Origin of the sequence: Sphingomonas sp. PP-CC-3A-396, assembly GCF_004343105.1 — a bacterium.
GTDB lineage: Bacteria > Pseudomonadota > Alphaproteobacteria > Sphingomonadales > Sphingomonadaceae > Sphingomonas.
On the sequence record NZ_SLYF01000006.1, the window covers coordinates 198,291 to 223,075 of the forward strand.

Below are 24,785 nucleotides of genomic sequence, written 5' to 3' on the forward strand. Positions count from 1 at the left end.
CGATCGTCTGAAGAAGGGGCGGGCTTCGGCCTGCCCCTTTTTTTATGCGTCCCAGGTCTTCGCCCTGCTCTCCGTTCAGGCGTCGAACCCGAAGCGTTCGACCCAGGGCGCTAGGATCGGCAGAACCGGTGCGAGGTCGTCGGCATAACGCCGCCATTGCCCCCGTCCGTCGAACAGGCCGCGGCGCACCTGCGTCGCGCTGGCGGTGCGCACGCCACGCGTCTGCGCGGTGCGATCGAATTTGCGGAAGTCCTCGGTCCAGGGCAGGTCGAGGAACGCGGCGAGATCGCGCACGGTCGCCTCGAAGTCGGTCACCAGCCGGTCGTACCGGACTTCGTGAAACGCCAGCGGCAGGCGATCGCGGCACAATTCGGTCAACTGCATCAGCGCATCGTAGTGGCGCGCGGTTTCCGCCAGATCGCTGAACGCCCACGCGGCGGTGCTCGGGGTGAAGTTGATACGGTAGCAGCTGAGCACGATGTCGCGTGGATCGCGGCGCATGATCAGGATCTTGGCGTCGGGAAATAGTCGCGCGATGATCGGCAGCTTGATCCCGTTGAACGGGTTCATGTCGACGAACGACTTGCCGACGACGCTGCCCGCCATCGTCGTCACCCGCCGCCAATAGGCCGCGCGCAACGCGTCGATCGTTGCGAGGTCGAGCGTGTCGAGCGACGGCATCGTCCCGTCGTTCGCGACCAGCACCTCGTCGGTATCGACCAGCGTATCGCGTTCCTCGAGCGCGACGACGTCGGGTGCGCTCGCCAGCACGTTCTCGACCAGTGTCGTCCCGGACCGCGGATAACCGAGCAGGAACACGTGTCGCGCCGCCGCACCGGCAACCGCACCGTCGACGATCGCGCGGGGGGCGGGGGGCGTATCGCGAACCTGTGCCGCGATCGTCTCGATAAAGCTGCGATGCGAGGGGCGGTCCGCAGTCGGTGACAATTGTGCAGTGTAGATCGACCGGAAATTCGTCTGCGCGCGACCATAGGCGGCAAACGCGTCCCGCGTCCGATCCTGCCGGTCGAGCGCGTCGCCGAGCAGCGTGAAGGCGCGGGTGCGATCATCGCCCTTCACCGCGGTCTTGAGCAAGGCGGTCATCCGCGCTTCCGCTGCCGTCCCGTCGCGCGCTTCGATGTCGATCGTCGCCAGTGCGCACAACGCGGTCGGCTCGCGCGGGTCGATCGCCAGCGCACGATCCGCGAGCTGGCGCCCGGTTGCCGCATCGCCGTCCTTCGCGGCCCCGTCCGCGAGCTTGGCCAACGCCGGTGCCAGCATCGGATCGAGCGCCAGCGCCTGCGCGTAACTGACCTTCGCGTCCGCCCAGGATCGCAATGCATCGTAGACATAGCCGCGCTCGAGCCACGTCGCTGCGTGAAACGGCGCAACTGCAAGCGCCTGGTCGAGCACCGCTGCAGCCTCGTCGAGCAAACCTTCCTTGCGCAGTACCGCGCCGATCGCGCCGAGGATCAGCGGATCCCCCGGCGCCAGCGTAAGCGCCTGCCGGAGCAGGCGATGCGCGCCCGCGTAATCGCCCGACTCTTCGCGCTGCCACGCGGCGAGATTGAGCAGCATCGGGTCGACATCGCCCCGCGCTAGCGCGGTTTCGGCCAATTTTGCAGCCTGCGCGATCGCATTGCCCGCTAGTGCGCGGTCGATCTTCGCACGCAATACCGGATCGCGCGCGGTGGTGGGTTTGCGGCTTCCCGTCTGTCGCATTTTTAGCCTTTTCGAAATGACGTCTGATCTGCCACAAGTCTTGGGGGTACCGCCCCCAGGTATGCAAGGGACTCGACCATGATGCGTTTCTTCGTCGCCGCGGCGTTGCTGATGCCGATCGCCGCCAGTGCCGTCGCTTCACCGCCGCAGAAGGACGTTGGCGAAAAGTCCGCCGATCCGGGCGCCAAGATGATCTGCAAGAAATTCATCAGGACGGGATCGCTGGTCGACGGCTACCGTATCTGCAAGACCAAACGCGAATGGGAGCGCGACCGCGATCTGTTGCGCCAGTCGACCGGGAGCTCGTCCTGCAAGGATGTGTCGATGGGACAGCCCTGCGGCTGAACGCACGCGCCTCCGCCGCAAGGCGTCTCGACCGGATGCGGTCAGCGGCGCGACATCTCGACGAGGGGGGCAGGGGGCGTGAGCGCAACCCCGGCGGCGGCACCGACCGCCTGCGCCCAGACCAGGACCTTTGCGATCTCGTCGGCATGCGTGTCGGCGGCGTCGCGGTGCTCCTCGGCACGATCCGCGATCCCAAAATCCGCTTCGAGCTTCGAATGACGCGTGAACGCCGGGCCCGTCACGATCGCGTCCAGGCCCGCATCATCCAGATCCAGCCCGAAAAGCGTCACCAATCGACGCATGGCGACGGCCGGATTTCCCGTCAGTCGCTCGCTGTCGAGCGTCCGCACGCGGTCCGCGCCGAACCGTTCGACGAGCCGAGCGAACAGCATCTGTTGCGCAAGCCAGCCGACCGCGGCGACTTGGAGATCGGTCAGCCCTAGATAGTCGCGTGGCGCAAAACCGAGATCGACCAGCTTGTCGTCGAGCAACCCGAGCAAGAGCACGCGCACCCAAAGTCGCCCGTCGATACCTTTCTTGGCGACCGATCCGAGATACGTCCGCAGCGGCGCGTAGAGCAGTAGCGCACGCGACTCCGGACGCAGCGTCAGGATTGGCGCGGCGAGCGCGTTGATCGCATTCGACGGCTTTACAATCACCGCCTCGCCCGGTGCGAACGGCCGCGCCAGCAGGGTGAGTACGTCGTCGAGTACGCTCGCCATGTCGGGGCCCTTATCGCCGCGACGCCGCCAGCCGATCAGATCGTTGAGGATCGTCGGCTCCTTCAGTCCCATCGCCCAACCGGAACGGTCAAACGCGCGCGCGACCAGCGTCGAACAACAAAAGGCCGAGTGGAACACGAAATGGAGCGGGGCGGTCGGCGGCGCCGCAGCGATGATCGCACGGCGTGGTAAAACCAGCGGCTCCAGGTCGTCGGGCAGATGTTCCTCAGTCAGGAAAATCGATGTGCGATGCACGGCGCGGGAGACCGGCAGAAGGTGGACGGCATCCTGGACGGGGTCATAGCGGTGCGCCAGCCATTCGGCATCGTATGCGGTCGCGGTTACCGCTGCTGCGAGCGTTGGAAACTGCGGGGATGTTGGACTGACCATATAGCCCAACTGCGCGACGAAACGGTCGCTTGTCCACCCGTGCAATCGCGGTAAGCTTGGTCGCGATTTTGGGGGCACGGGCGGGCATGAATCAAATTGTGGGCCATAGGGAGATCGAGACTCTTCTGGGTGCGGCGAGGCAGGCGCAACGAGCGGGAAATGCCGATGAGGCGGCGCGGTTATGTCGCCTCGTATTGGCGACGACCGGCGATCATCCGCTTGCGCTCAATATCCTGGGACGACAGGCTTTGGCGCGTGCTGCACCGATCGAAGCTGCCGCCTTGTTCCGGCGGGCGATCGCCGCCGATCCGGTTGCGCCCGAACTGCACATCAATCTGGCCACGGCGATGCGCGAGAGTGGCAACGACGACGGCGAGCAAGCCGCGTTGGAAGGCGCGCTGGCGATCGACCAGCGGCATTTCATGGCGTTAGTACGGCTTGCCGAATTGTTCGAGCGACGCGGTGAAGACGATCGCGCCGCCGAACGCTGGAGCGGGGTCCTGGCGATGTCGGTGCTGCTCGAAGACCGCACGCCCGCGATCGATACGATGCTGGCACACGCGCATGCCTTCGTCGCGCGACAGCAGGCGGCGTTTGCCGAGGCGGTCGACACTGGCCTTGCCCGATTGCGCGACGGCATTGCGGCCGGCGACCGGCGGCGTGTCGACGGGTGCATCGACGCGTTGATCGGGCGGCGGCGGATATACACGAACATCTGTTCCGGCCTGCACGTCCCGTTCCTACCCGCCGATGAGTTCTTTGATCGCGCGCATTTTCCGTGGCTCGCGCAGATCGAAGCGCAGACCGACATCATCCGTACCGAACTGGAGGCGCTACTGGCGGCGGACTCGCCCGGCATCCAGCCTTATGTAGTGATGCAGCCAGGCACGCCCGAGAACAAATGGTCGGCGCTCGACAACCGGCTCGACTGGGGTGCGTTCCACCTGTGGAAAAACGGCGTTCGTGACGATGCCGCCTGCGCGCGCTGTCCGCAGACCGCCGCTGCGATCGAGGCACTGCCGCTCGCCGACTTGCCCGCCCGCGCACCCTCCGTTTTCTTTTCACTGCTGCGACCCGGCACGCGCCTTCCCGCGCATACCGGCGTCAGCAACGTTCGCGCGATCATCCATCTGCCGCTGATCGTGCCCGACAAATGCGGGTTCCGGGTCGGCGGTGAGACGCGCGAATGGCGGGTCGGCGAGGCGTGGGCGTTTGACGACACGATCGAACACGAGGCGTGGAACCGTTCCGATCAACTGCGTGCGATCCTAATCTTCGATGTCTGGAACCCGTATCTCACCGAGGTGGAGCGCGACGTCCTGCGCGCGTTCTTCCCTGTAGCAGACGCGAACGGCTATGATCTTCGCGCGCAGATCGGCGACTGAGCGAGAGCGGCGTTGGTAACGCCGCTCTCGCTCCGCTTAGGCGACCTGGAGCACCAGCTTGCCGTCGCCTTCGTCGACCTTGACGGTCGAGCCGTCCTTGACCTCGCCGCGCAGGATCATGTCGGCGAGCGGGTCTTGCAGATAGCGCTGCACCGCACGCTTCAACGGCCGCGCGCCGTACACCGGATCATAGCCGACCCGTCCGAGCCACGCTCTCGCCGCATCCGTCAGGTCGAGGACGATCTTGCGGTCGGCGAGCAGTTTGTCGACGCGGGATACCTGGATGTCGACGATCGGTGCCATGTGCGACTGACCGAGGCGGTGGAACAGGATCACCTCGTCGAGCCGGTTGAGGAATTCGGGTCGGAAGTGCGACCGGACGATCTCCATCACCTGCGGCTCGACCGACGATACGTCGTCGCCCTCCGCCATGTTCGCGAGGTACTGGCTGCCGAGGTTCGACGTCAGGATGATCAACGTGTTGCTGAAATCCACCGTGCGCCCCTGGCCATCGGTCAGTCGCCCGTCGTCGAGCACCTGCAACAGCACGTTGAACACGTCGCCGTGGGCCTTCTCGACCTCGTCGAACAGGATCACCTGATACGGCCGCCTGCGCACCGCCTCGGTCAGCACGCCGCCTTCCTCGTACCCGACATAGCCCGGAGGGGCGCCGATCAGCCGCGCGACCGCGTGCTTCTCCATGAACTCGCTCATGTCGATGCGGACCATCGCCGACGGATCGTCGAACAGGAACTCGGCCAGCGCCTTGGTTAGCTCGGTCTTGCCGACGCCCGTTGGCCCGAGGAACAGGAACGAGCCCAAAGGCCGGTTCGGATCCTGCAACCCCGCACGCGCACGGCGGACCGCGGTCGAGACCGCCTTCACCGCGTGCGCCTGGCCGATCACGCGCTTGCCGATCGTCGCCTCCATCGCGAGCAGCTTGTCGCGCTCGCCCTGCAGCATCCTCTCGACCGGGATGCCGGTCCAGCGGCTGACGACGCCGGCGATGTCGTCCGCGGTCACTTCCTCGCGCAGCATCGCGCCCTTGGTCGCGCCTGCCGCCTCGTTGAGCTGACGCTGCAATCCCGGAATCGTGCCGTAGGACAGCTCGCCCGCTTTCGCGAGATCGCCAGACCGCTGTGCCTGCTCCAGCTCGAGCCGCGCGGCGTCGAGTTGTTCCTTCAGCCGCGCCTCGGCGTTGATCTTGTCCTTCTCGCCCTTCCACCGCGTCGTCAGTTCGGCGGATTGCTCCTCCAGGTTGACGAGTTCGCCTTCCAGCGTGTCGAGCCGGTCGACCGACGCATCGTCGGTCTCGCGCTTCAACGCCTCGCGCTCGATCTTCAGCTGGATGATCCGCCGGTCGAGATTTTCGATCGCCTCGGGCTTCGATTCGACTTCCATGCGGATCCGCGACGCGGCCTCGTCCATCAGGTCGATCGCCTTGTCGGGGAGGAAGCGGTCGGTGATGTAGCGGTTCGACAGCGTCGAGGCGGCGACGATCGCGCCGTCGGTGATCCGCACGCCGTGGTGGAGCTCGTACTTCTCCTTCAGCCCGCGCAGGATCGAGATCGTGTCCTCGACGGTCGGTTCGCCGACCATGACGGGCTGGAACCGCCGCTGCAACGCCGGGTCCTTCTCGACATATTTGCGATATTCGTCGAGCGTGGTCGCGCCGACGCAGTGCAATTCGCCGCGTGCAAGCGCCGGCTTGAGCAGGTTGCCCGCGTCCATCGCGCCCTCGGATTTACCCGCGCCGATCAGCTGGTGCATCTCGTCGATGAACAGGATGACGTCGCCCTCGGCGGCCTTCACCTCGTCGAGCACGCCTTTCAGCCGCTCCTCGAACTCGCCGCGATATTTCGCACCCGCGATCAGCGAGCCCATGTCGAGTGACATCAGCCGGCGATCTTTCAGCGTATCGGGCACGTCGCCATTGGCGATGCGAAGGGCCAGCCCTTCCGCGATCGCGGTCTTGCCGACGCCGGGTTCGCCGATCAGCGCAGGGTTGTTCTTGGTCCGGCGGGCGAGGATCTGGATGGTGCGGCGGATCTCCTCGTCGCGACCGATGACGGGGTCGAGCTTGCCGTCGCGCGCCGCCTGCGTCAGGTCGCGCGCGAATTTCTTGAGCGCATCATAGCGGTCCTCGGCGCCCGCGGTGTCGGCGGTACGGCCCTGGCGGACGGCGTTGATCGCGGTGTTGAGCCCCTCGGGCGTCACGCCGCCGGCCTTCAACGCCTTGCCCGCGGCGGTGTTGAGCGAGAGCGAGAGCGCAACCAGCAGCCGCTCGACGGTAACGAAACTGTCGCCCGCCTTGCTCGCGATCTGCTCGGCCTGGTCGAGCACGCGCACCGCGTCGTTGTCGATCCCCGGCGTGGTCTGCGCGCCCGAGCCGGACACGACGGGAATTTTGGCCAGCGCGAGATCGGTTTCCGAGGTCGCGCGCTTGGCGTCGCCGCCTGCGGCCGCGATCAGCCCTGCGGCCATGCCCTGCTCGTCCTCCAGCAGCGCCTTCAACAGATGCTCGGGGGCGATGCGCTGATGGTTCATGCGGATCGCGACGGTCTGCGCGGATTGCAGGAAGCCCTTCGCGCGGTCGGTGAATTTGTCGATGTTCATGACGAATTCCTGTGGGATGGTTCGGTATCTGGCCAAAAGATGGTGTTGCATTTGAGCAACACAAGAGCTTTTGGGAGATGCTAGCACGTGCCATCGAACCGATACATAAAACCGGAGCGGCCTACCCTGGAGGCGTGCCGTGCTTACGTGGCGACAAGGTCGGGGTTAGCCAGGAACGCTAAAAACGCTCGCGCGAGCGGCATTTCTGCCGGTGGCGGGCTCCCAATGCCGAGCTTACGAGCATGAGGTGGCAAGGTGACGGTTCTCTCCGCAGGGTGCTCGTCGAGCGCCCGCTGCGGGAGAGAAGTCAAAAAAACTGGTGCTGCCGGTGAGGATTGAACTCACGACCTCAGCCTTACCAAGGATGCGCTCTACCACTGAGCTACGGCAGCACTCGTCGGCATCGCTGCCGGCGGAGTGGGGCTAAGAGACGAGGGCGGCGCGGTTGTCAAGCTGTCGTGCGGCGATGTAGGGCGGATTTATGGATGACCGGGATAGAAAGGCGGCGGAAAAGGCGGAGCGCATGGCTGCGGCGCTGCGCGAGAACCTGCGGCGGCGGAAGGCGCAGGCGCGGGCGGTAAGCGCCGCGCCTGCAACCGGGGACGAGCCGTTCAAGTAAGGGGTGCGCATTTTCCAGCGAGCCAGGCGCGATCCTCCGTATTGGTCATTTCGGGGGTGAGGACAGCCAATACCTTGGCATGATAGTCGTCGACCCATTGGCGCTCCTGCGGCGTTAGCAGCGCGGGCTCGATCAGTGTGCGCTCGATCGGGCAGAAGGTGAGCGTTTCGAAACCGAGCATTGCGCGGTCGGCGCCGGGGATCTCGCGCGGTTCGATCAGGATGAGGTTCTCGATGCGGATGCCGTATTCGCCGGCCTTGTAATAGCCGGGCTCGTTGGAGAGCATCATGCCGGCGCGTAGCGGCTCCATCGCTGCGCCGCCGGGGTAGTTGGGCGCGGCGATGCGTTGCGGGCCCTCGTGCACCGCGAGATACGCACCGACGCCGTGGCCGGTGCCGTGGCCGAAATCGAGGCCGGCTTCCCAGAGCGGACGGCGGGCGAAGGCGTCGATCTGGCCGCCCATCGCGCCGTCGGGGAAGACCGCGGTGGCGATGCCGATATGGCCCTTGAGGACGCGCGTGAAGCGGTCGCGCATCTCTTCGGTCGGTTCGCCGATCGGCATGACGCGCGTGACGTCGGTGGTGCCGTCCGCATATTGGCCGCCGGAGTCGATCAGGTAGAGCTGGCCGGGTTCGATCGGCGCGCTCGATTCCTCGGTGACGTGGTAGTGCGGGATCGCGCCGTGCGGGCCGGTCGAGGAGATCGTGTCGAACGACGTGTCCTTCAGAACGCCGGTCTGTTCGCGGAAGGCGAGCAGCCTGGCGGCGGCGCTGAGTTCGGTCTGGCCGCCTTTCACGCATTCGCTCTCGACCCAGCGGAGGAAGCGCGCGAGTGCGGCGCCGTCGCGGGCGGAGGCGGCGCGGTGCCCGGCGATCTCGACTGGATTCTTGATGGCTTTTGCGAGGACGACGGGGTCGCGCAGGGGGAGGATCTTCGCGCCGCCGGCCTGGAGTGCTTGCGTGATCGCGGCGACCGCGCGTTCGGGATCGGCGGCGACGCGCTTGCCGGCATAGGTGGCGAGGGCCGCTGCGAAGGCGCTGCGGTCGTGGAGGCGGACCGCGTTGCCGAGATGTTGACGGACGGTGTCGTCGAGCTTGTCTGGGGCGACGAACAGGTCGGTGGTGCCGTCCGCGCCGACGATCGCGTAGGATAGCGCTACGGGGGTGTGGTCGACGTCGTCGCCGCGGATGTTGAGCGCCCAGGCGATGGAGTCGAGTGCGGTGAGGACGACGGCGTCCGCGTTCTGTTGGGAGAGCCAGTCGGCGATCTTCGCGCGCTTTTCGGCGGAGGACGCGCCGGTGAACTGGTCGGGCTGGACGGTGAGCTTGGCGGGGGAGGGGGCGGGGCGGTCGGTCCAGATCGCGTCGATGGGGTTGGCGTCGACCGCTACCAGCGTCGCGCCGTGGTCGGCGAGGGCCGTGGTGGCTTCCGCGACCCAAATTCCGGTGTGGAGCCACGGGTCGTAGCCGATCCGGCCGCCTTCGGGGGCGTGCTTAGCGAGCCAGGCGGCGGGGCTGGTCTGGGGGACGTCGGCGTAGTCCCACTGCGCGCCGTCGACCTGTTCGCGGACCTGGATCGTGTAGCGGCCGTCGGTGAAGATCGCGGCTCGGTCGGCGAGGACGACCGCGGTGCCGGCCGAGCCGCCGAAGCCGGTGAGCCAGGCGAGGCGCTGTGCGTAGCCGCCGACATATTCGCTCATGTGTTCATCGGTGAGCGGGATGACGAAACCGTCGAGATTATCGGTGGTTAGCTGGGCGCGGAGGGCCACGAGGCGGTCGGCTAAGCGGGCGGTCGGGGTCATCGGTTCGGTCTCTCGTCAAAAGTGAAGTATAGAAAGTGCAGACGCTGGCGAGGTTTCAATACTTGCCCCTGGTGGGCGTGGGGGACGGGCGCGACGGTATGGGTATGGGCGCGGATTGGCGGTCATGGTTCATGCCGGGCGTTGTGACAGAATGCAGATGTGTAGGACAGCGGGTGCGGGCGGGGCTCAACATCGTTGCTGTGTCTACGGCGAACTTTCGTCACCTCCCCGGCGGAGGCCGGGGCCCAGTTGGGAGATGTCGCTAACTAAGCGCAGCGCGTCGTTACTTCGACCTTTCCAACTGGGCCCCGGCCTTCGCCGGGGTGGTGTTCTTAGCTGCTATCGTACGTTTCCGGTTCTTGTTCTCCCGCGAAGGCGGGAGCCCAGACTGGGTCCCCGCCTTCGCGGGGAAACACGTTTGGTGCACGGTCGCTCGCACCAATCGCACCACCCCGGCGGAGGCCGGGGCCCAATTGGGGGGGGCGATGGTAACGGAGGACTGTGCGCCGTTACTTCGACCTTTCCAGTTGGGCCCCGGCCTTCGCCGGGGTGGTGGGGTGGGGTGGGGATCGGTTCTCTCCGATGCCACGGCGTTTGGCTTCCACACCGGGCACGGCTAACACACCGGGATGACCACGCCCCCCATCGCCAAACAGCGCTCGCACAGCTTCACCACGCATGGCGTGACGATCGAGGATCCCTATGCGTGGCTGAAGGACCCGAACTATCCGGAAGTCGATGACGCCGACGTGCTCGCGTATCTCGCTGCCGAGAATGTGTATTTCGAAGAGCAGATGGCGCCGCATACCGCGCTGGTCGACACGATCTACGAAGAGATGAAGGCGCGCATCAAGGAGGATGAATCCTCGGTGCCGCAGAAGGATGGCGATTGGCTGTACTGGACCGCGTACGAGACCGGCGGGCAGTACAAGAAATGGTGGCGAAAACCTGTTGCGGGCGGTGACGACGAGTTGTTGCTCGACGAGCCGGCTTTGGCGGAGGGGCATGAGTATTTCCGGCTTGGGGCGTTCTCGGTCAGCAATGACGGGCGGTATCTGGCCTATGCGATCGACGACAACGGGAGCGAGCGGTTCGAGGTTCGGGTCAAGGATCTGGATACCGGCGAGCACCTGCCCGACGTGATCCCGGGAATGCTCAGCGAGATCGTCTGGACCGCGGACGATGCGGGCTTTTTGTACGGGCTGGCGAACGAGCAGTGGCGGACGGACAATGCGCGGTTCCACCGGCTGGGAACGCCGATCTCCGAGGACGTCGTGCTGTTTTACGAGGAAGACGAGGGCTTTCGCGTCGGCGTCGGCGAGACGAGTTCGCGCAAGTGGATCGTGATTGCGACCAGCGATCATGTGACGAGCGAGCTGTATCTGCTGCCTGCGCACGAGCCTTTGGCGGTGCCGATCCTCGTTTCGGCGCGGAAGGTGGGCCGCGAATATGATGTGGACGAGCATGACGGGACGCTGTTCATCCATACCAACGACGTCGACCCGAATTTCCGGCTTTGCACCGCGCTGGTCGAGGAGCCGGATGCGTGGAGCGAGCTGATTCCGGCCTCGCCGCATTTCTATATGACGGGCGTGGAGTGTTATCAGGACTTCTTCGTGGTCGATGGGCGCGAGGACGGTCTCGATCAGATCGCGATTCATCGGTACGAGACGCCGACCGAGGGCAAGCGGATCGAGTTTCCCGAGGCGAGCTATGTCGCGGGGCTGGGCGACAATCCCGAGTATGACATGACGGTGCTGCGGCTCGGGTATGAGTCGATGGTCACGCCGGGGACGGTGTACGACTATGACGTCGATACCGGTGAGCGGACGATGCTCAAGGTGCAGGAAATCCCGAGCGGGTATGACGCGGCGAAATACGCGACCGAGCGGCTGAAGATCGTCGCGCGGGACGGGACGGAGATCCCGGTCTCGATCGTGTATCCGGCAGGGTTCGTGCGCGACGGGTCGGCGCCTTTGTTCCTCTATGCGTATGGCGCGTATGGCTATGCGATCCCGCCGGGCTTCTCGACCGGGCGGATGAGCTTGCTCGATCGCGGGTTTGCCTATGCGATCGCGCATATCCGTGGCGGCGACGATCTTGGCCAGCAATGGTATCTCGACGGCAAGCTGGAGAAGCGCGCGAACACGTTCAACGATTTCGTCGATGTGGCGAAGGCGCTGGTCGACGCAAAGTGGACGTCGGCGGGCAAGATCGCGATCGCCGGGCGATCGGCTGGCGGCGAGCTGATGGGGGCTGTGGTCAATTCCGATCCCGAATTGTGGGGCGCGGTGATCGCCGACGTGCCGTTCGTCGACGTGCTGAACACGATGCTCGACGAGAGCTTGCCGCTGACGCCGGGCGAATGGCCCGAATGGGGCAATCCGATCGAGGACAAGGCGGCGTTCGAGTTGATCCGGTCGTATTCGCCGTACGACAACGTAAAGGCGCAGGCCTATCCGCCGATGTTTATTTCCGGAGGGCTGAACGATCCGCGTGTGACCTATTGGGAGCCGGCGAAGTGGGCGGCCAAGCTGCGGCTGATGAAGACCGACGACAACGTGCTGCTGCTCAAGACCAACATGGGTGCGGGGCATGGCGGCAAGTCGGGGCGGTTCGAGTCGCTGCGTGAGGGTGCGGAGGAACACGCGTTCGTGCTGTGGCAGCTGGGCGTCGCGGGGTGAGTCGGTTCACGCTCTCGATCACGGCGCAGGACGCGGATATCGATGAGCTGGGGCATGTGAACAATGCGGTCTGGGTGCAGTGGATCCAGGCGATCGCAACCGCACATTGGGAGGCGGTGGCGCCGGCCGAGCACAAGCTGGCGTATGTGTGGGTCGTGACGCGGCATGAGATCGATTACCGCGGGAGTGTCGTCGCGGGGGAGACGGTTGTTGGCGAGACCTGGGTCGAGGGCGCGCCGAAGGGGGCTCGGTTCGATCGGCATGTTCGGTTTTTGGGCGATGATGGGCGGGTGAAGCTGGAGGCGGTGACGACCTGGGCTTTGCTGGATCGGGCGACGGGGCGGTTGATGCGGGTGCGCGAGGATGTCGCTGCGCCGTTTTATCCTCCCCGGAACGGGGAGGGGGACCGCGACGCGCAGCGGCGTGGTGGAGGGGGAGCGCCGCAAGCGTTACGGTTGTGTCGGAGCGAAGACAGGCGTTGTGCTTAGGCAACGGCGAGTCTCACGGCTGGTACTTTTGCCGCCCGCCCCCTCCACCAGCTTCGCTGGTCCCCCTCCCCGTTCCGGGGAGGATTAGCCGCTGTTTCTCAGGGCGGTCGCGATGGCGTTGATGGATAGGAGGATGCCTTCGCCGATGCGGGGGTCGTCCTCGCCTGCTCGGCGACGCTTGATCAGCTCGATCTGGAGGAGGTTGAGCGGCTCGATATAGGGGAGGCGGAGGCGGATCGAGGCGTCCAGCGCGGGGTGCTTTTCGAGCAGGCGGGACTGGCCTGTTACCGCGAGCAGGCCGTCGTGGGTCTGGTGCCAGCCGTCGCGGATCGTGGTGAAGATCTCGCGGAGCTTGTCGTCTTCCACGAGCCCGGCATAGCGTTCGGCGATGCCGATGTCGGACTTGGCCAGCACCATCTCCAGGTTGGCGAGCGCGGAGGCGAAGAGCGGCCAGCCTTGCGCCATGTCCTTCAGCAGCGCCTTGTCCTCGAAATCGGCGATCGCACGGCCTACCCCGTACCAGCCGGGGAGCATGACGCGCGCCTGCGCCCAGCTGAACACCCAGGGGATCGCGCGGAGGTCTTCGATGCGGTCGGATTTGGTGCGGCTGGCGGGGCGGCTGCCGATCTTGAGCCCGGCGATTTCTGCGATCGGGGTCATCTGGCGGAAGAAGGTGCGGAAGCCCTCCGTGCCATAAACCAAATCGCGGTAGCTGTGGAATGCGGTGTCGCTGAGCGTGTCCATTGCCGCGGAGAAGCTGGCGTTGTCGGCGTTGGAGAGGCGTTCGGGCTCGAGGCTTGCGAGCAGAGTGGCGGAGGCGATCGCTTCTAGATTGGTCATCGCGGCGTCGCGCGTGCCGTATTTCGCGGCGATGACTTCGCCTTGCTCAGTGATGCGGATGCGGCCCTGGACGGTGCCCGAGGGCTGCGCGCGGATCGCGCGGAACGCCGAGCCGCCGCCGCGCCCGACCGCGCCGCCGCGGCCGTGGAAGAGCTGCATGCCGACGCCGGCGGCGGCGAAAACGGGTTTTAGTGCGGTCGAGGCTTTCGAGAGCTGCCAGGTGGAGGTGAGGTAGCCGCCGTCCTTGTTGCTGTCGGAATAGCCGATCATCACTTCCTGATGGCCGCGTGCCTTGGAGATCGTGGCGATCTCGGGGAGCGCGAACCACGCGGTCATGACGGCGGGGGCGGCTTCGAGATCGCCGATCGTCTCGAACAGCGGGACCGCCATGATCGCGGCGGTCGGGGTCTCACCGGGGCGGTAGAGGCCGACTTCCTTGAGCAGGAGGTTCACTTCGAGCAGGTCGCTGACCGACTGCGCCATCGAGACGATGTAGTTGGTGATGCACTGATGGCCGTACGCGGCGTGCGCATCGGCGGCGGCCTGGACGATCGCGAGTTCGCCGGCGGTTTCCTCGGTATATTCGGCGAAGCGCGAGGTGAGGGGGCGGGCGTTGGCGAGTTCGCGGCGGAGCAGCGCGACGCGCGCATCCTCGTCGAGCGCGAGGTAATCGTCCTCGACGCCGGCGACTTTCAGCAGTTCGGCGACGACGCGCTCGTGGACGGCGCTGTTCTGGCGAAGGTCGAGTGTGGCGAGGTGGAAGCCGAACGTCTCGACCGCGCGGATCAGCCGGCCGAGCGCGCCGCCCGTCTTGAGCGCGATGCCGAGGCCGTGCGCGAGCGTGACGAGGTCGGCGCGGAAGTCGGCGGGATTGGCGTAGGGCTCGCCGACGAGGCGGCCGGGGCGGGGGGCGTGCTTCCCCGTGAGCGCGTCGTGCGTCGCGGACAGGCGGGCGTAGATGCCGGAGAGCGCGCGGCGATAGGGCTCGTCGCTGCGGCTGGCGGCATCGTCGCCGCTGGCGTCGGCAAGCGCCTGCACCGCGGCGTCGGCGGGGGCGTGCTCGGTCGAGATCGAGAGTTCGGCGCCGAGCGCGTGCACTGCGTCGCAATAGTAGCCGAGCACGGCTTCGCTCGCCTTCGCCAGCGCGGTCTTGAGCGAGTCGGCGGTGACATAGGGGTTGCCGTCGCGGTCGCCGCCGATCCAGCTGCCGGGGCGCAGGAAACTGGGCGTGCGTTCGCCGAGCGCGCGGTCCCAGCGCTGGTAGAGCGCGGGGAGCGCGGGGAGGAACACGTCGCGCAGGTAGCTGAGCGCGGTGTCGACCTCGTCGGTGACGTAGAGGCGGTCGCGGCGCAGGACGCGGGTTTGCCAGAGCAGCGCGATCTGGCGGAGGATCGCGTCGTCGACGCTGTCGCCATCGGGCGTGGTGTCGCGGCCGAGATCGCGCAGCGCCATCAGCTCGGCGATGCGGTTGCGGTGGTCGATCATGCTTTTGCGGCGTACTTCGGTCGGGTGCGCGGTGAGAACGGGGGCGATCAGCGCGTGGTCGAGCAGCGTGCGGATCTGGGCGCGGTCGATGCCTTCGGATTCGAGCTGGGCGATCGCGGAGGCGAGGTCGGCGCCGTCCTCCGCGGCGATGCCCTGGCGATCCTCGGCGAGGTTGGCGAGCATCGAGAAGAGCATGAAGCCGCGGACGAAATCTAGCGTCTCGTCGAGGCTGAGCTTTTCGAGGCTGAGATCGACCGCGCGATCGTCGCCGGGCTTGCCTTCGGAGGCGTCGCGGTGGCGCTCGACCGACGCTTTTCGGATCGTCTCGGTGGCCGCGAACAGCCGCTCGCCGCCATAGGCGCGGATGACGTCGCCGAGAAGTTTGCCGAGGAAGCGGATGTCGGAATTGTTCGCGATTGCGGGGAGGCTTGCCATGGTTGCTTGCTGCGCTGCGGCAGGGTTCAGGTCAACCGGGAATGGAGGGCGTGATGCGTGAAATCGAGTGCAGACGGCGGGGGTAGTGTAATATAGTTGTTTGCGTTCCTAGATTTGCATCCCTGCTTCGTCATCCCAGCGAAAGCTGGGAGCTCAATGTGTGGCGAGCGTCGTGCGCAACGAGAGATACCCCAGCTTTCGCTGGGGTGACGGATTTGGGGCTGGGGTGACAGATTCGGGTCGGGCGTGGCGGAGCCGGATTTGAGGATGGCGCAAAGGCATGCCCGCCCAGCGCTCAGCGTTTACGCGATTCCGCGCGCTCTTCCGACGTGACGGTGCCGTCGTGGTTCAGGTCCATCTTGTCGAACCAGGCGAGCGTGCCTTCGCTCCATTCGATCGCGGTGATGACGCCATTCTTGTTGCGGTCGAACGCCTTGATGCGCGCGTTCGGTGCGGGGAGTTCGTCCTTGGTGATGCGGTCGTCGGCGTTGCGGTCGAGCGTGCGGAAACGGCGTTCCATGCTCGCGCCAAAATCTAGGCGCGACGTTACCGAGGGGGGCACGAAGCCTACCGCGTTGGCATCGGCCTGCGCGCGCTGCTCGTCCTTGTTGCCGCATGCGGACACAAAAAGTCCCGCTGCGGCGAGCGCCGCCACCAGTTTCACCTGCATAGAATCTCCCGTCGTCTTGAAGGCCGTTACGCTTCCAGTTCAACGTCCCAATAGAGCCAGTCGTGCCATGTGTCGTGCAGGTAGTTGGGGGGGAAGCTGCGGCCGTGTTCCTGCAGATGCCAGTTGGTCGGCCGGATCGCCTCGATGTGGAGCGGCATCGCCGCCTGTTTTGGCGTGCGTCCGCCCTTTTTGAGGTTGCAGGGCGAGCAGGCGGTGACGACGTTCTCCCACGTAGTACGACCGCCTTGCGCGCGCGGCACGACATGGTCGAAGGTGAGATCGCGCAGCTTGCCGCAATATTGGCAGGTGAATTTGTCGCGCAGGAACAGGTTGAACCGGGTGAAGGCGGGAAATTGCGACGGTCGGACGAACTGCTTGAGCGCGATCACCGAGGGCAGCTTCAGCGCGAAATTGGCGCTGCGGACTTCGCGTTCATAGGTGGCGACGATGTCGACACGATCGAGGAACACCGCCTTGACCGCGGTTTGCCACGGCCAAACGCTGAGCGGATAGTAGGAAAGCGGCGTGTAATCGGCATTGAGCACAAGCGCCGGACAACCATCCGGGTGACGCATCAGATCGGGGTGAAACACGGCTCCTCCCACTCAGGCTTCGCATGGCGCCCTATGGACGATGGCGATGACAACGGCATGACAGCACGGCGCGTGGCGTCAGGTCAAGCGTGGTGAGTGTCGTGACGCGGTTCGCGCCGAGCCCGACCGGGCGGCTGCATCTGGGCCACGCGGCGTCGGCGATCCGCGCGCACGACTTTGCGCGCGAGCGGGGCGGGCGGTTCGTGCTGCGGATCGAGGATATCGATGGGACGCGGAGTCGGCCGGAGTTCGTCGACGGGATTCTCGAGGATCTGGCGTGGCTTGGGTTGCGGTGGGACGAGCTCGTGTTTCAGTCGGAGCGGCTGGCGACGTACGACGCGGCGATGGAAGGGTTGAAAGCGCGCGCGCTCGTGTATCCTTGTTTCTGTACGCGGGCGGAGATCGCCGCGAGTGCCTCTGCGCCGCAGGGGGAGGTCGGGCCGATCTATCCGGGGATCTGCCGGGGGCTGTCGGCGGCGGAGATTGCGGCGCGGACGGGGGCGTGCTGCTGGCGACTGGATATGGCGAAGGCGGTGGGCGAGACGGGGGCGCTGTCTTGGCATGACGCTGCAGCGGGTTGGGTCGTGGCAGATCCTCTGGCGCCGGGGGATGTGGTGTTGGCGCGGAAGGATGCGCCGGCGAGCTATCATCTGGCGGTGACGCTCGACGATGCCGCGCAGGGGGTGACGGACGTGGTGCGGGGGGTGGATTTGTTTGCTGCGACGCACGTGCACCGGGTGTTGCAGGCGCTGCTGGGTTTGCCGGTGCCGCGCTATCATCATCATCCGCTGGTGGTGGATGCGGCGGGGCGGCGGTTGGCTAAGCGCGATGGGGCGTTGTCGTTGGCGGAGATGCGGGCGGCGGGGGAGGATGGGGTGGTGTTGGCGGCTCGGGTGCGGAGTGGGGATCGGCTCGCGACTGTCAGGTGAGCACCTGAGCTAGGTGGTGCGAATATCCTTCGGCTACGGTGGCCTTATAACGGCTCGCACTCTGCATTTCCTTGTTCTCCCGCGAAGGCGGGAGCCCAGACTGGGTCCCCGCCTTCGCGGGGAAACATGGTGGCCGCGCGGTGGCTTCTCAGTGTTGCCACCCCGGCGGAGCCCAGGGGCCAATTGGAAAGGTCGTAGTAACGAGGCGCGGCACTCCGTTAGCAACGTCCCCCAACTGGGCCCCGGCCTTCGCCGGGGTGGTGTTTGTGCTGGGTGGTCGCGCTGATCGATGAGGATCGATGAGGAGCGCGTCGCTACAGCTCGATCCCCAGTCTCGGCGCTGCCCAGGTCATCGCCGCGTACAGCGCGATCGTCAGTACGCAGCCCGCCACCAGCGACATCCAGAAGGGTACACCATGTCGCAACAGCGCGGGGATCAGCAGGAACATCGGTAGCGAGGGCAGCACGTACCAGAAGGTCGCGCCGGCGTGCGCGGCCATCGTTCGGGGGTCGGGTTTGTCGTGCCAAAGCCAGATCATGCCGAGCACAGAGACAAGCGGCAACGATGCCACGAGTGCACCGAAACCGGGATAGCGCTTGGCCAGTTCCGATGCAGCGGCGATCAGGATACCGGAAATCAGGGCTTTGAGCGCGAGATAGAGCATACGCCATGTGCGCCGTCCGCGCGGCATTCCGCAACGGTGTTGGCGCCATGAGGCTTCCCGGCAACATGGGTCATTTCCCGGCATCGGGTACGCCATTGCTACCCCGCCGGTGCGCGCTTACACTCTGGTCATGAACACATTCCTCGTCATCCTCCTGATCGCGGCGATGATCGCGACCGTCGTGGCTCTGGTGCGGGGCGTCGTGTCGTTCCTGCAGGAGGGCACGGCGCAGGTCCGCGACGGCAGTGGGCCGAGCGCGGCATCGCTGAAATCGAATCGGATGATGCAGCAGCGGATCTTCTTCCAGGCGCTGGCGATCCTGATCGTGGTGGTGATCCTGTTTGCGGCGGGGCGGAACTAAGGGGACTGCAATTGGGGCTACGTTGCTCGCACTCTGCCGTCATTCCAGCGGAAGCTGGAATCTCGTTGTTGGGTGGGCGTCGCGAACCACGTGGGATACCCCAGCCTCCGCTGGGGTGACGGGTGCTGTGGGGCGCCGGATTCGGGTGCTGTAGGGCGCCGGATTGGGGTGCTGTGGCGCGCTGGGTTCGCGCACTGTGGGGGTACGGAATTTCTTCGTTGGGTCCCGACTTCGTCGTCGGGTGGCGACGTTAGCGTTGGGTGATGGGGCCTCACTGCGTTTCAATCTGGAAGACTCATGGTCAAGCTGAACAAGATCTACACGCGGACGGGGGACGACGGCACGACGGGGCTCGTCGATGGATCGCGGGTGTCGAAATCGAGCGCGCTGATGCAGGCGATCGGCGATGTCGACGAAGCGAACTCGGCGATCGGCTTGGCGGTGATCGCGCTGGGCGACCAGCCGATGGCGGCGGCGCTGACCCGGATCCAGAACGACCTGTTCGATCTCGGCGCGGATTTGGCGACTCCGGCCGGCACGGACGAGGCTGGCGATGATCCGTTCGCACCGTCCGAGATGGTGTTGCGGATCGTGCCGTCGCAGGTCGAGCGGCTCGAGCGCGAGATCGACGCGCTGAACGCGCACCTTGCACCGTTGCGCAGCTTCATCCTGCCGGGAGGATCGGCCGAAGCCGCCGCGCTGCACCTGGCGCGCGCGATCAGTCGTCGCGCGGAGCGATCCGCCGTCGGTGCGAGCGAGACACAGCCGCTCAATCCGGCCGCATTAGCGTATGTTAACCGGCTTTCGGATTTCCTGTTCGTGGCATCGCGGGCGGTGAACCAAAACGGCGCCGGAGACGTTCTTTGGCGACCGGGGGCCACGCGCGACTAGGCGCGTATCGTCGCTCGCGTTCCAACGTCGCTTCGCTCGACGTAGAACTGAGGAGAGATCGATGCCCAATCCCGTTCGTCCCGATCGTGAAGGCCTGCCGAAAACGTCCCCGTTGGCCGAGCGGTTTGCCGCCGTCCGCGATCTGACGCTCGCGCTCGCGGCGCCGCTGTCGGATGCGGATGCGACGGTGCAGTCGATGCCGGATGCGTCGCCGACCAAGTGGCACATGGCGCATACGACGTGGTTCTTCGAGACGTTCGTGCTGCGCGATCATGTCGCCGGCTATGTGCTGCACGACGAGCGCTTCCCGTTCCTGTTCAACAGCTATTACGAGGCCGAGGGGCGGCGTCACGCGCGCGACCGGCGCGGGATGGTGACGCGGCCTTCGATCGACGAGGTGCGGGCGTATCGCGCGCATGTCGATGCGGCGTTGCTCGACGCGCTGCCGGATTTGCCGGAGGAGGCGCGAGAATTGGTGGCGCTCGGGTGCCATCATGAAGAGCAGCACCAGGAATTGTTGGTAACCGACATCCTTCACATGTTTTCCGAGAACCCGCTCGAGCCGGCGATGTGGCCGGCGGCGCGGAAGGTCCCGGTCGAGATGCCGGGGCCGATCGGCTGGATCGCGCATGAGGGCGGGATCGTCGAAGTCGGGTATGACGGCGCGGGCTTCGCGTTCGATTGCGAGGGGCCGCGACATCGCGCGTTGCTGGTGCCGCATGCGATCGCGGACCGGACCGTGACGAACGGCGAATGGGCGGCGTTTATTGCCGATGGCGGCTATACCGAGGCGCGGCACTGGCTGGCGGATGGCTGGGCGTGGGTGAAGGCTGAGGGCATCGTCGCGCCGCTTTATTGGGAGCAGGGCGAGTCTGGCTGGACGCGGTTCGGGCTCGACGGGCGGCGCGCGATCGATCCGGCGGCGCCGGTGACGCATGTCAGCTTTTTCGAGGCGGATGCCTATGCGAGCTGGGCCGGCGCGCGGTTGCCGACCGAGTTCGAATGGGAGGCGGCGGCGGCGTTGCATGATGCGACCGGTGGCAACCAGATGGATGTCGCCGGCCCCGTCGAGCCGCGGCCATCCGCGGGCGGACCGGCGTTCTTCGGCGACGTCTGGGAATGGACCGGCAGCGCGTATCGGCCTTATCCCGGGTTCGTGACGGCGGCGGGCGCGATCGGCGAATATAATGGCAAGTTCATGAGTTCGCAGTTCATCCTGCGCGGCGGGAGCTGTGCGACGCCGCGCGGCCATGCGCGGGCGAGCTACCGCAATTTCTTCTATCCGCATCAACGGTGGCAGTTCACCGGCGTGCGCCTCGCGAAAGATATCTGATGTTGAAGCCTGAGATCGAGGACGGCCAGCAGACGTTGGCCGATCCGCAGTTCCGTGCGGACGTGCTGGACGGGCTCGCTCGGCGGCCGCGGGCAATTCCGGCGCGGTGGTTCTACGATCGGCGCGGGTCCGAATTGTTCGAGAAGATCACCGACCTGCCTGAATATTACCCGACGCGGACCGAGCGTTCGATCCTTGAGACGGCGTGCCCCGAAGTCGCGACACTTGCGGGCGCAGGGCGTGCGGTGGTCGAGTTCGGGTCGGGATCTTCGACCAAGACGCCGATCCTGCTCGATGCGGTCGCGCCGTCGGTCTACGTGCCGATCGATATCTCGGGCGATTTCCTGCGGGAATCGTCGAAGGTGCTGGGTGAGCAGTTCCCGGACCTGCTGGTGCTGCCGTTCGAGGCCGATTTCATGCGGCCGTTGAGCTTGCCGAAGACGATCGCCGACACGCCCAAGCTCGGATTCTTTCCGGGGTCGACGATCGGCAACATGATCCCGTTGATGGCGGTCGACCTGCTGCGCGCGATGCGGACTTCGCTTGGCGTTGGCGCGATGCTGTTGATCGGGATGGACCGGATCAAAAGCGAGGACGTGCTGGTGCCGGCGTATGACGACGCGCAGGGCGTGACGGCGGCGTTCAACCTCAATCTGCTCGAGCGGATCAACCGTGAGCTGGACGGCGACATTCCGGTCGACGCGTTCCGCCACAAGGTGGTGTGGAACGACGATCGCGCGCGGGTCGAGATGCATCTGGAGGCGGTGCGCGACGTTGCATTTACCGTCGATGGGCGGTCGTTCGAGATGGGTGCGGGGGAGACGATCCATACCGAGAACTCGCATAAATATGGCGCGCGCGATGCACGGATCCTGTTGCGGTCGGGTGGCTGGACGCCGGTGGCGGCCTGGACCGATCCCGAGGGGCTGTTCGGGGTGTATCTGGCCGAGGCTCAGGTGGAGCGGCCGGCGCCCTGAGTGGGAGGCGCATCCGGCGGTGATCAGCGGAACGTCAGCATCGCTCAATTGCGGACATTTGCGGTGTTGTGCATATTAGCGCTTTGGGTGCGCCGCCGATGAGTGGATCTCAAATTTTTGTCGTCGTCTTTGCTGCCGTGTCGATTGGCGTGAGTTTGGTTGCGAGATGGCACGTCAGCAAGATATCCGGCCTTAAGGGAAAGCCGTTTTGGATTGCCGGTTCCCTGGTCGGATTTGGGGGCTTTACTACCAGTCTCAGCTTGCCGGGCGATCTCTATATCAGTTTCGGGCTGCAAATCCCCGTGGTCATGCTTTTGACGAAGGCGAGCGCTGGAACGGTCATCAAGGCTATGTTTCCGTTCATTGCCGTTGTGGCGCTCGCGAAATGCCATTGGCCGAAGATTACTCCCGGGATTTGAAAGGTGGCCATTCCGCTTACTTCCCATTCGAACCATTGCCGTCGTGCGAGAAGCAAGCGGTTGTGCGTGCGGTGGGGTCTCTAGCTGGGCAGTGCCGTTGCCGAGCTTGTCGTTCGAACGAGTGGTGCCTTGTTTGGCAATGCCCCATCCCGACCCGACCCTGAAGGGAAGAGGGTTAGCGCACCACCTTCGCGCGCCACGTGGTGATGTAGTCGATATTGCCGCGGCATTCGCCCATTTCGGATTGCTCGGACAGGCGGAAGCGGGTGCCGTCCCAGACGAAGCTCTGGTGGACGCCGCAGTCGCCCAGGCCGCGGCCCTTGGCGTAGCTGGTCAGGACGCCGTTCTCGAAACTGCCGTTGACGACGCTCTTTACCGGCGTCGCGGAGTCGGCGCCGGTTTCCTCGAAGCCGGAGGGGGCGTCGGTCTGGGCTGGCGCGATCGTGGTGCCGTCGATGATGAAAAGCGCGCCGATCAGATTGTACGCGCCGGTCGAGCAGGGGAGGATTGCGAGCGACTTGCCGCCGCCTAACGCGTGAACTTCGGGGGCGAACTGGGTCGGGTCGGCGCCATCGGGGAAGTTGCCGATATCGCACGACCCGCGTTTGCGCATCGTTGCGATCTGCGCGGCGGTGAGCTTGGCGGCGGCGCCCGAGGGCGCGATCGCGGCGATGACGGGGAGGGCTGGCGTCGGCGCGCGCGAGGCGGCGGGGCCTCTGGCGACGATGGCGTCGACGGTGCCCGCCCGGCCTTGCTGCGCGTCGATGTAGCGGAGCGCGGCGGCGGCGCCTTTCAGCGAGACGGTGGCGAGCGTGGCGCCGGTCGCGTCGAGGATCTTCAGCGACTGGGCGTTGGCGATTGCGGCGGCGAGCGCGGTTGCGTCGCGCAGGGCTATGGGCTTGCCGTCGACCACGAAGCTGGCGGGCGGGCGCTTGGTGGCGGCCTGGTCGTTGCGGGTTTCGATCGCCAGCGACATCTTGCCGCCGCCGTTCGCGACCGGGCCGGGCTCTCGGGTGAGGTTGAGCGTGAGATTGTCCTGGCCGATGCTCGCGTCGGGGAGGAGCGAGCCGAGCGTGCAACGCAGGGCGTTGTCGCAGCCTACGGTCCAGTCGGTGAAGGTCTTCGTGGCGCCGGGCTTGGGCGGCGCGTGCGTGTCGGTCGGCTGTGGTGCCGTCGGGGCTGCGGGAGCGGGCTTGGTCTTCGCCTCGGGCGCGGAGTCGGCCTTGGGCTGCGGCGTGGGCTGGCTCGGCGAACAGGCCGTCATCAGCGGCAGCATGACGAGGGGGGCCAGGAGGGGCGTGAGGGCGGAAAAGATCGGTTTGCACAGCATACTTGCAGCCTAGCGCGCTGGCAGCGCGGGGAAAAGCGGCTAGGGAGGGGGCAACAAATCAGGAGAGTGATGTGCAGACGATCGGTGTGATTGGTGCAGGGCAGATGGGCGCGGGGATCGCGCAGGTTTCGGCGCAGGCGGGGTACCGCGTGCTGCTGGCCGACGTGTCGCTGGAGGCGGCGACCAAGGGCAAGGCGGGGATCGCGAAGGCGCTCGGCCGGCTGGTCGAGAAGGAGAAGATCGCGGGCGAGGCGCGTGATGCGGCGCTCGCGCTGGTCGAGCCGGTCGCGAGTGTGGCGGACATGGGCGACTGTGCGATCGTGGTCGAGGCGGCGACCGAGCGTGAGGGCGTCAAGCGCCAGATCTTCGCCGAGGTCGGCAAGGTGCTGGGGCCGGATGCGATCCTGGCGTCGAACACGTCGTCGATCCCGATCACGCGCCTCGCACAGGCGGCGCCCGATCCGGCGCGGTTCATGGGGGTGCATTTCTTCAACCCGGTGCCGGTGATGCGGCCGATCGAGCTGATCCGCGGCCTCGCGACGTCGGACGCGACGGTGGCGGCGGTCGAGGCGTTTGCGGAAAAGCTCGGCAAGCAGGTGGTGCATGCCAACGACGCGCCGGGCTTCATCGTCAACCGCGTGCTGATGCCGATGATCAACGAGGCGTGCTTTGCGCTGGGTGAAGGCGTGGCGAGCGTGCGCGACATCGATCTGGCGTGCCAGCTGGGGCTCAATCATCCGATGGGGCCGCTGACGCTGGCGGATTTCATCGGGCTGGACACGTGCCTGGAGATTACGCGCGTGCTGTTCGAGGGGACGGGCGATCCGAAGTTCCGGCCGGCGCCGGTGCTGGTGAAGTATGTCGAGGCCGGGTGGTTTGGGCGCAAGACGAAGCGCGGGTTTTATGATTATTCGGGGGCGGAGCCCGTGCCTACTCGGTGAGGGGGGCGCAGCCGTTTCGGTGAAGCGGCTGCGTTCGTTGCAGTAGGGCCTGAGAGCTTATCGGTCCCGGCACATTGATGATCAACAGCCCGTCCCTCGACTGTCGAACGATGCCGCCGCTATATCGGTTGCGGCTAGCGCACA

The 24,785-nt window shown here is 66.0% G+C and carries 21 protein-coding genes and 1 tRNA gene; 12 read left to right on the plus strand and 10 right to left on the minus strand.

Going from position 1 to position 24,785, the window contains the following annotated elements; genetic code table 11:
- Window positions 1-75: 75 nt before the first annotated feature.
- Window positions 76-1,722 carry a sulfotransferase gene (locus C8J40_RS13365; RefSeq protein WP_132897421.1) on the minus strand — a complete coding sequence of 549 codons (1,647 nt, stop codon included), beginning with the start codon at window positions 1,720-1,722 and terminating at the stop codon, window positions 76-78.
- Between the two features lie 78 nt (window positions 1,723-1,800).
- Here C8J40_RS13365 and C8J40_RS13370 point away from each other — a divergent pair, with 78 nt between their 5' ends.
- Complete coding sequence (locus tag C8J40_RS13370) at window positions 1,801-2,067, plus strand: hypothetical protein (protein WP_132897422.1); 267 nt, start codon at window positions 1,801-1,803, stop codon at window positions 2,065-2,067.
- Window positions 2,068-2,108: 41 nt separating this feature from the next.
- Here the strand turns inward: C8J40_RS13370 and C8J40_RS13375 are convergent, their stop codons facing one another.
- Entirely contained in the window at window positions 2,109-3,179 is a 1,071-nt protein-coding gene (locus C8J40_RS13375) for a hypothetical protein (protein WP_243693379.1), read from the minus strand.
- A 194-nt stretch (window positions 3,180-3,373) separates the two neighbouring features.
- Between C8J40_RS13375 and C8J40_RS13380 the strand changes: the two genes are divergently transcribed.
- Window positions 3,374-4,564: an aspartyl/asparaginyl beta-hydroxylase domain-containing protein gene (locus C8J40_RS13380; RefSeq protein WP_243693380.1), complete on the plus strand. Its 1,191-nt coding sequence runs from the start codon at window positions 3,374-3,376 to the stop codon at window positions 4,562-4,564.
- 36 nt (window positions 4,565-4,600) lie between these two features.
- On the opposite strand, the gene clpB is transcribed toward C8J40_RS13380, so the two are convergent.
- Complete coding sequence (gene clpB, locus C8J40_RS13385) at window positions 4,601-7,180, minus strand: ATP-dependent chaperone ClpB (protein ID WP_132897423.1); 2,580 nt, start codon at window positions 7,178-7,180, stop codon at window positions 4,601-4,603.
- A gap of 317 nt (window positions 7,181-7,497) precedes the next feature.
- Window positions 7,498-7,572 (minus strand) — tRNA-Thr (locus tag C8J40_RS13390).
- Window positions 7,573-7,661: 89 nt separating this feature from the next.
- Here C8J40_RS13390 and C8J40_RS20365 point away from each other — a divergent pair.
- On the plus strand, window positions 7,662-7,799 hold the full coding sequence (locus tag C8J40_RS20365) for a hypothetical protein (RefSeq protein WP_165911454.1): 138 nt from the start codon (window positions 7,662-7,664) through the stop codon (window positions 7,797-7,799).
- Here the strand turns inward: C8J40_RS20365 and C8J40_RS13395 are convergent.
- Window positions 7,792-9,600: an aminopeptidase P family protein gene (locus C8J40_RS13395; RefSeq protein WP_132897424.1), complete on the minus strand. Its 1,809-nt coding sequence runs from the start codon at window positions 9,598-9,600 to the stop codon at window positions 7,792-7,794. The genes C8J40_RS20365 and C8J40_RS13395 overlap by 8 nt on opposite strands.
- A 629-nt stretch (window positions 9,601-10,229) precedes the next feature.
- Between C8J40_RS13395 and C8J40_RS13400 the strand changes: the two genes are divergently transcribed.
- Window positions 10,230-12,284, plus strand: coding sequence for a S9 family peptidase (locus C8J40_RS13400; RefSeq protein WP_132897425.1), 2,055 nt, complete (start codon window positions 10,230-10,232; stop codon window positions 12,282-12,284).
- Entirely contained in the window at window positions 12,281-12,772 is a 492-nt protein-coding gene (locus C8J40_RS13405) for an acyl-CoA thioesterase (RefSeq protein WP_165911455.1), read from the plus strand. The genes C8J40_RS13400 and C8J40_RS13405 overlap by 4 nt, the downstream gene beginning before the upstream one ends.
- Before the next feature lie 84 nt (window positions 12,773-12,856).
- On the opposite strand, the gene ppc is transcribed toward C8J40_RS13405, so the two are convergent.
- The 3 genes from ppc to C8J40_RS13420 form a co-directional block, all read right to left on the minus strand.
- On the minus strand, window positions 12,857-15,532 hold the full coding sequence (gene ppc, locus C8J40_RS13410; protein ID WP_132897427.1) for a phosphoenolpyruvate carboxylase: 2,676 nt from the start codon (window positions 15,530-15,532) through the stop codon (window positions 12,857-12,859).
- Window positions 15,533-15,827: 295 nt separating this feature from the next.
- Window positions 15,828-16,202 (minus strand): EF-hand domain-containing protein, encoded by a 375-nt coding sequence (locus C8J40_RS13415; protein WP_132897428.1) that lies wholly within the window; start codon window positions 16,200-16,202, stop codon window positions 15,828-15,830.
- 26 nt (window positions 16,203-16,228) lie between these two features.
- The gene (locus C8J40_RS13420; RefSeq protein ID WP_128453801.1) at window positions 16,229-16,795 is read right to left on the minus strand and encodes an HNH endonuclease; all 567 of its coding nucleotides are present in this window, start codon (window positions 16,793-16,795) and stop codon (window positions 16,229-16,231) included.
- Window positions 16,796-16,887: 92 nt separating this feature from the next.
- Between C8J40_RS13420 and gluQRS the strand changes: the two genes are divergently transcribed.
- Window positions 16,888-17,724 (plus strand): tRNA glutamyl-Q(34) synthetase GluQRS, encoded by an 837-nt coding sequence (gluQRS, locus tag C8J40_RS13425; protein WP_132897429.1) that lies wholly within the window; start codon window positions 16,888-16,890, stop codon window positions 17,722-17,724.
- A 314-nt stretch (window positions 17,725-18,038) separates the two neighbouring features.
- On the opposite strand, the gene C8J40_RS13430 is transcribed toward gluQRS, so the two are convergent.
- The gene (locus tag C8J40_RS13430) at window positions 18,039-18,389 is read right to left on the minus strand and encodes a DUF3147 family protein (RefSeq protein WP_132897430.1); all 351 of its coding nucleotides are present in this window, start codon (window positions 18,387-18,389) and stop codon (window positions 18,039-18,041) included.
- 130 nt (window positions 18,390-18,519) lie between these two features.
- On the opposite strand from C8J40_RS13430, the gene C8J40_RS13435 reads away from it, so the two are divergent.
- The 5 genes from C8J40_RS13435 (at window position 18,520) to C8J40_RS13455 (ending at window position 22,370) form a co-directional block, all read left to right on the plus strand.
- Window positions 18,520-18,750 carry a twin transmembrane helix small protein gene (locus tag C8J40_RS13435; RefSeq protein ID WP_132735390.1) on the plus strand — a complete coding sequence of 77 codons (231 nt, stop codon included), beginning with the start codon at window positions 18,520-18,522 and terminating at the stop codon, window positions 18,748-18,750.
- A gap of 297 nt (window positions 18,751-19,047) precedes the next feature.
- The gene (locus C8J40_RS13440; RefSeq protein ID WP_132897431.1) at window positions 19,048-19,641 is read left to right on the plus strand and encodes a cob(I)yrinic acid a,c-diamide adenosyltransferase; all 594 of its coding nucleotides are present in this window, start codon (window positions 19,048-19,050) and stop codon (window positions 19,639-19,641) included.
- Between the two features lie 61 nt (window positions 19,642-19,702).
- Window positions 19,703-20,974 carry an ergothioneine biosynthesis protein EgtB gene (gene egtB, locus C8J40_RS13445; RefSeq protein ID WP_132897432.1) on the plus strand — a complete coding sequence of 424 codons (1,272 nt, stop codon included), beginning with the start codon at window positions 19,703-19,705 and terminating at the stop codon, window positions 20,972-20,974.
- Complete coding sequence (gene egtD / locus C8J40_RS13450; protein WP_132897433.1) at window positions 20,974-21,951, plus strand: L-histidine N(alpha)-methyltransferase; 978 nt, start codon at window positions 20,974-20,976, stop codon at window positions 21,949-21,951. The genes egtB and egtD overlap by 1 nt, the downstream gene beginning before the upstream one ends.
- A 98-nt stretch (window positions 21,952-22,049) precedes the next feature.
- Complete coding sequence (locus tag C8J40_RS13455; protein ID WP_132897434.1) at window positions 22,050-22,370, plus strand: hypothetical protein; 321 nt, start codon at window positions 22,050-22,052, stop codon at window positions 22,368-22,370.
- A gap of 175 nt (window positions 22,371-22,545) precedes the next feature.
- Here C8J40_RS13455 and C8J40_RS13460 read toward each other — a convergent pair whose 3' ends face one another.
- On the minus strand, window positions 22,546-23,700 hold the full coding sequence (locus C8J40_RS13460) for a DUF1176 domain-containing protein (protein ID WP_132897435.1): 1,155 nt from the start codon (window positions 23,698-23,700) through the stop codon (window positions 22,546-22,548).
- 71 nt (window positions 23,701-23,771) lie between these two features.
- On the opposite strand from C8J40_RS13460, the gene C8J40_RS13465 reads away from it, so the two are divergent.
- Window positions 23,772-24,641 (plus strand): 3-hydroxyacyl-CoA dehydrogenase NAD-binding domain-containing protein, encoded by an 870-nt coding sequence (locus C8J40_RS13465; protein ID WP_132897436.1) that lies wholly within the window; start codon window positions 23,772-23,774, stop codon window positions 24,639-24,641.
- Window positions 24,642-24,785: the final 144 nt, after the last annotated feature.

Coding starts and splice junctions, on each gene's coding strand:
- C8J40_RS13365 (WP_132897421.1), bottom strand. CDS start 1,722: ATGCGACAGACGGGAAGCCGCAAACCCACCACCGCGCGCGATCCGGTA.
- C8J40_RS13370 (WP_132897422.1), top strand. CDS start 1,801: ATGATGCGTTTCTTCGTCGCCGCGGCGTTGCTGATGCCGATCGCCGCC.
- C8J40_RS13375 (WP_243693379.1), bottom strand. CDS start 3,179: ATGGTCAGTCCAACATCCCCGCAGTTTCCAACGCTCGCAGCAGCGGTA.
- clpB (WP_132897423.1), bottom strand. CDS start 7,180: ATGAACATCGACAAATTCACCGACCGCGCGAAGGGCTTCCTGCAATCC.
- C8J40_RS20365 (WP_165911454.1), top strand. CDS start 7,662: ATGGATGACCGGGATAGAAAGGCGGCGGAAAAGGCGGAGCGCATGGCT.
- C8J40_RS13395 (WP_132897424.1), bottom strand. CDS start 9,600: ATGACCCCGACCGCCCGCTTAGCCGACCGCCTCGTGGCCCTCCGCGCC.
- C8J40_RS13400 (WP_132897425.1), top strand. CDS start 10,230: ATGACCACGCCCCCCATCGCCAAACAGCGCTCGCACAGCTTCACCACG.
- ppc (WP_132897427.1), bottom strand. CDS start 15,532: ATGGCAAGCCTCCCCGCAATCGCGAACAATTCCGACATCCGCTTCCTC.
- C8J40_RS13415 (WP_132897428.1), bottom strand. CDS start 16,202: ATGCAGGTGAAACTGGTGGCGGCGCTCGCCGCAGCGGGACTTTTTGTG.
- C8J40_RS13430 (WP_132897430.1), bottom strand. CDS start 18,389: ATGCTCTATCTCGCGCTCAAAGCCCTGATTTCCGGTATCCTGATCGCC.
- C8J40_RS13435 (WP_132735390.1), top strand. CDS start 18,520: ATGAACACATTCCTCGTCATCCTCCTGATCGCGGCGATGATCGCGACC.
- C8J40_RS13440 (WP_132897431.1), top strand. CDS start 19,048: ATGGTCAAGCTGAACAAGATCTACACGCGGACGGGGGACGACGGCACG.
- egtB (WP_132897432.1), top strand. CDS start 19,703: ATGCCCAATCCCGTTCGTCCCGATCGTGAAGGCCTGCCGAAAACGTCC.
- egtD (WP_132897433.1), top strand. CDS start 20,974: ATGTTGAAGCCTGAGATCGAGGACGGCCAGCAGACGTTGGCCGATCCG.
- C8J40_RS13455 (WP_132897434.1), top strand. CDS start 22,050: ATGAGTGGATCTCAAATTTTTGTCGTCGTCTTTGCTGCCGTGTCGATT.
- C8J40_RS13460 (WP_132897435.1), bottom strand. CDS start 23,700: ATGCTGTGCAAACCGATCTTTTCCGCCCTCACGCCCCTCCTGGCCCCC.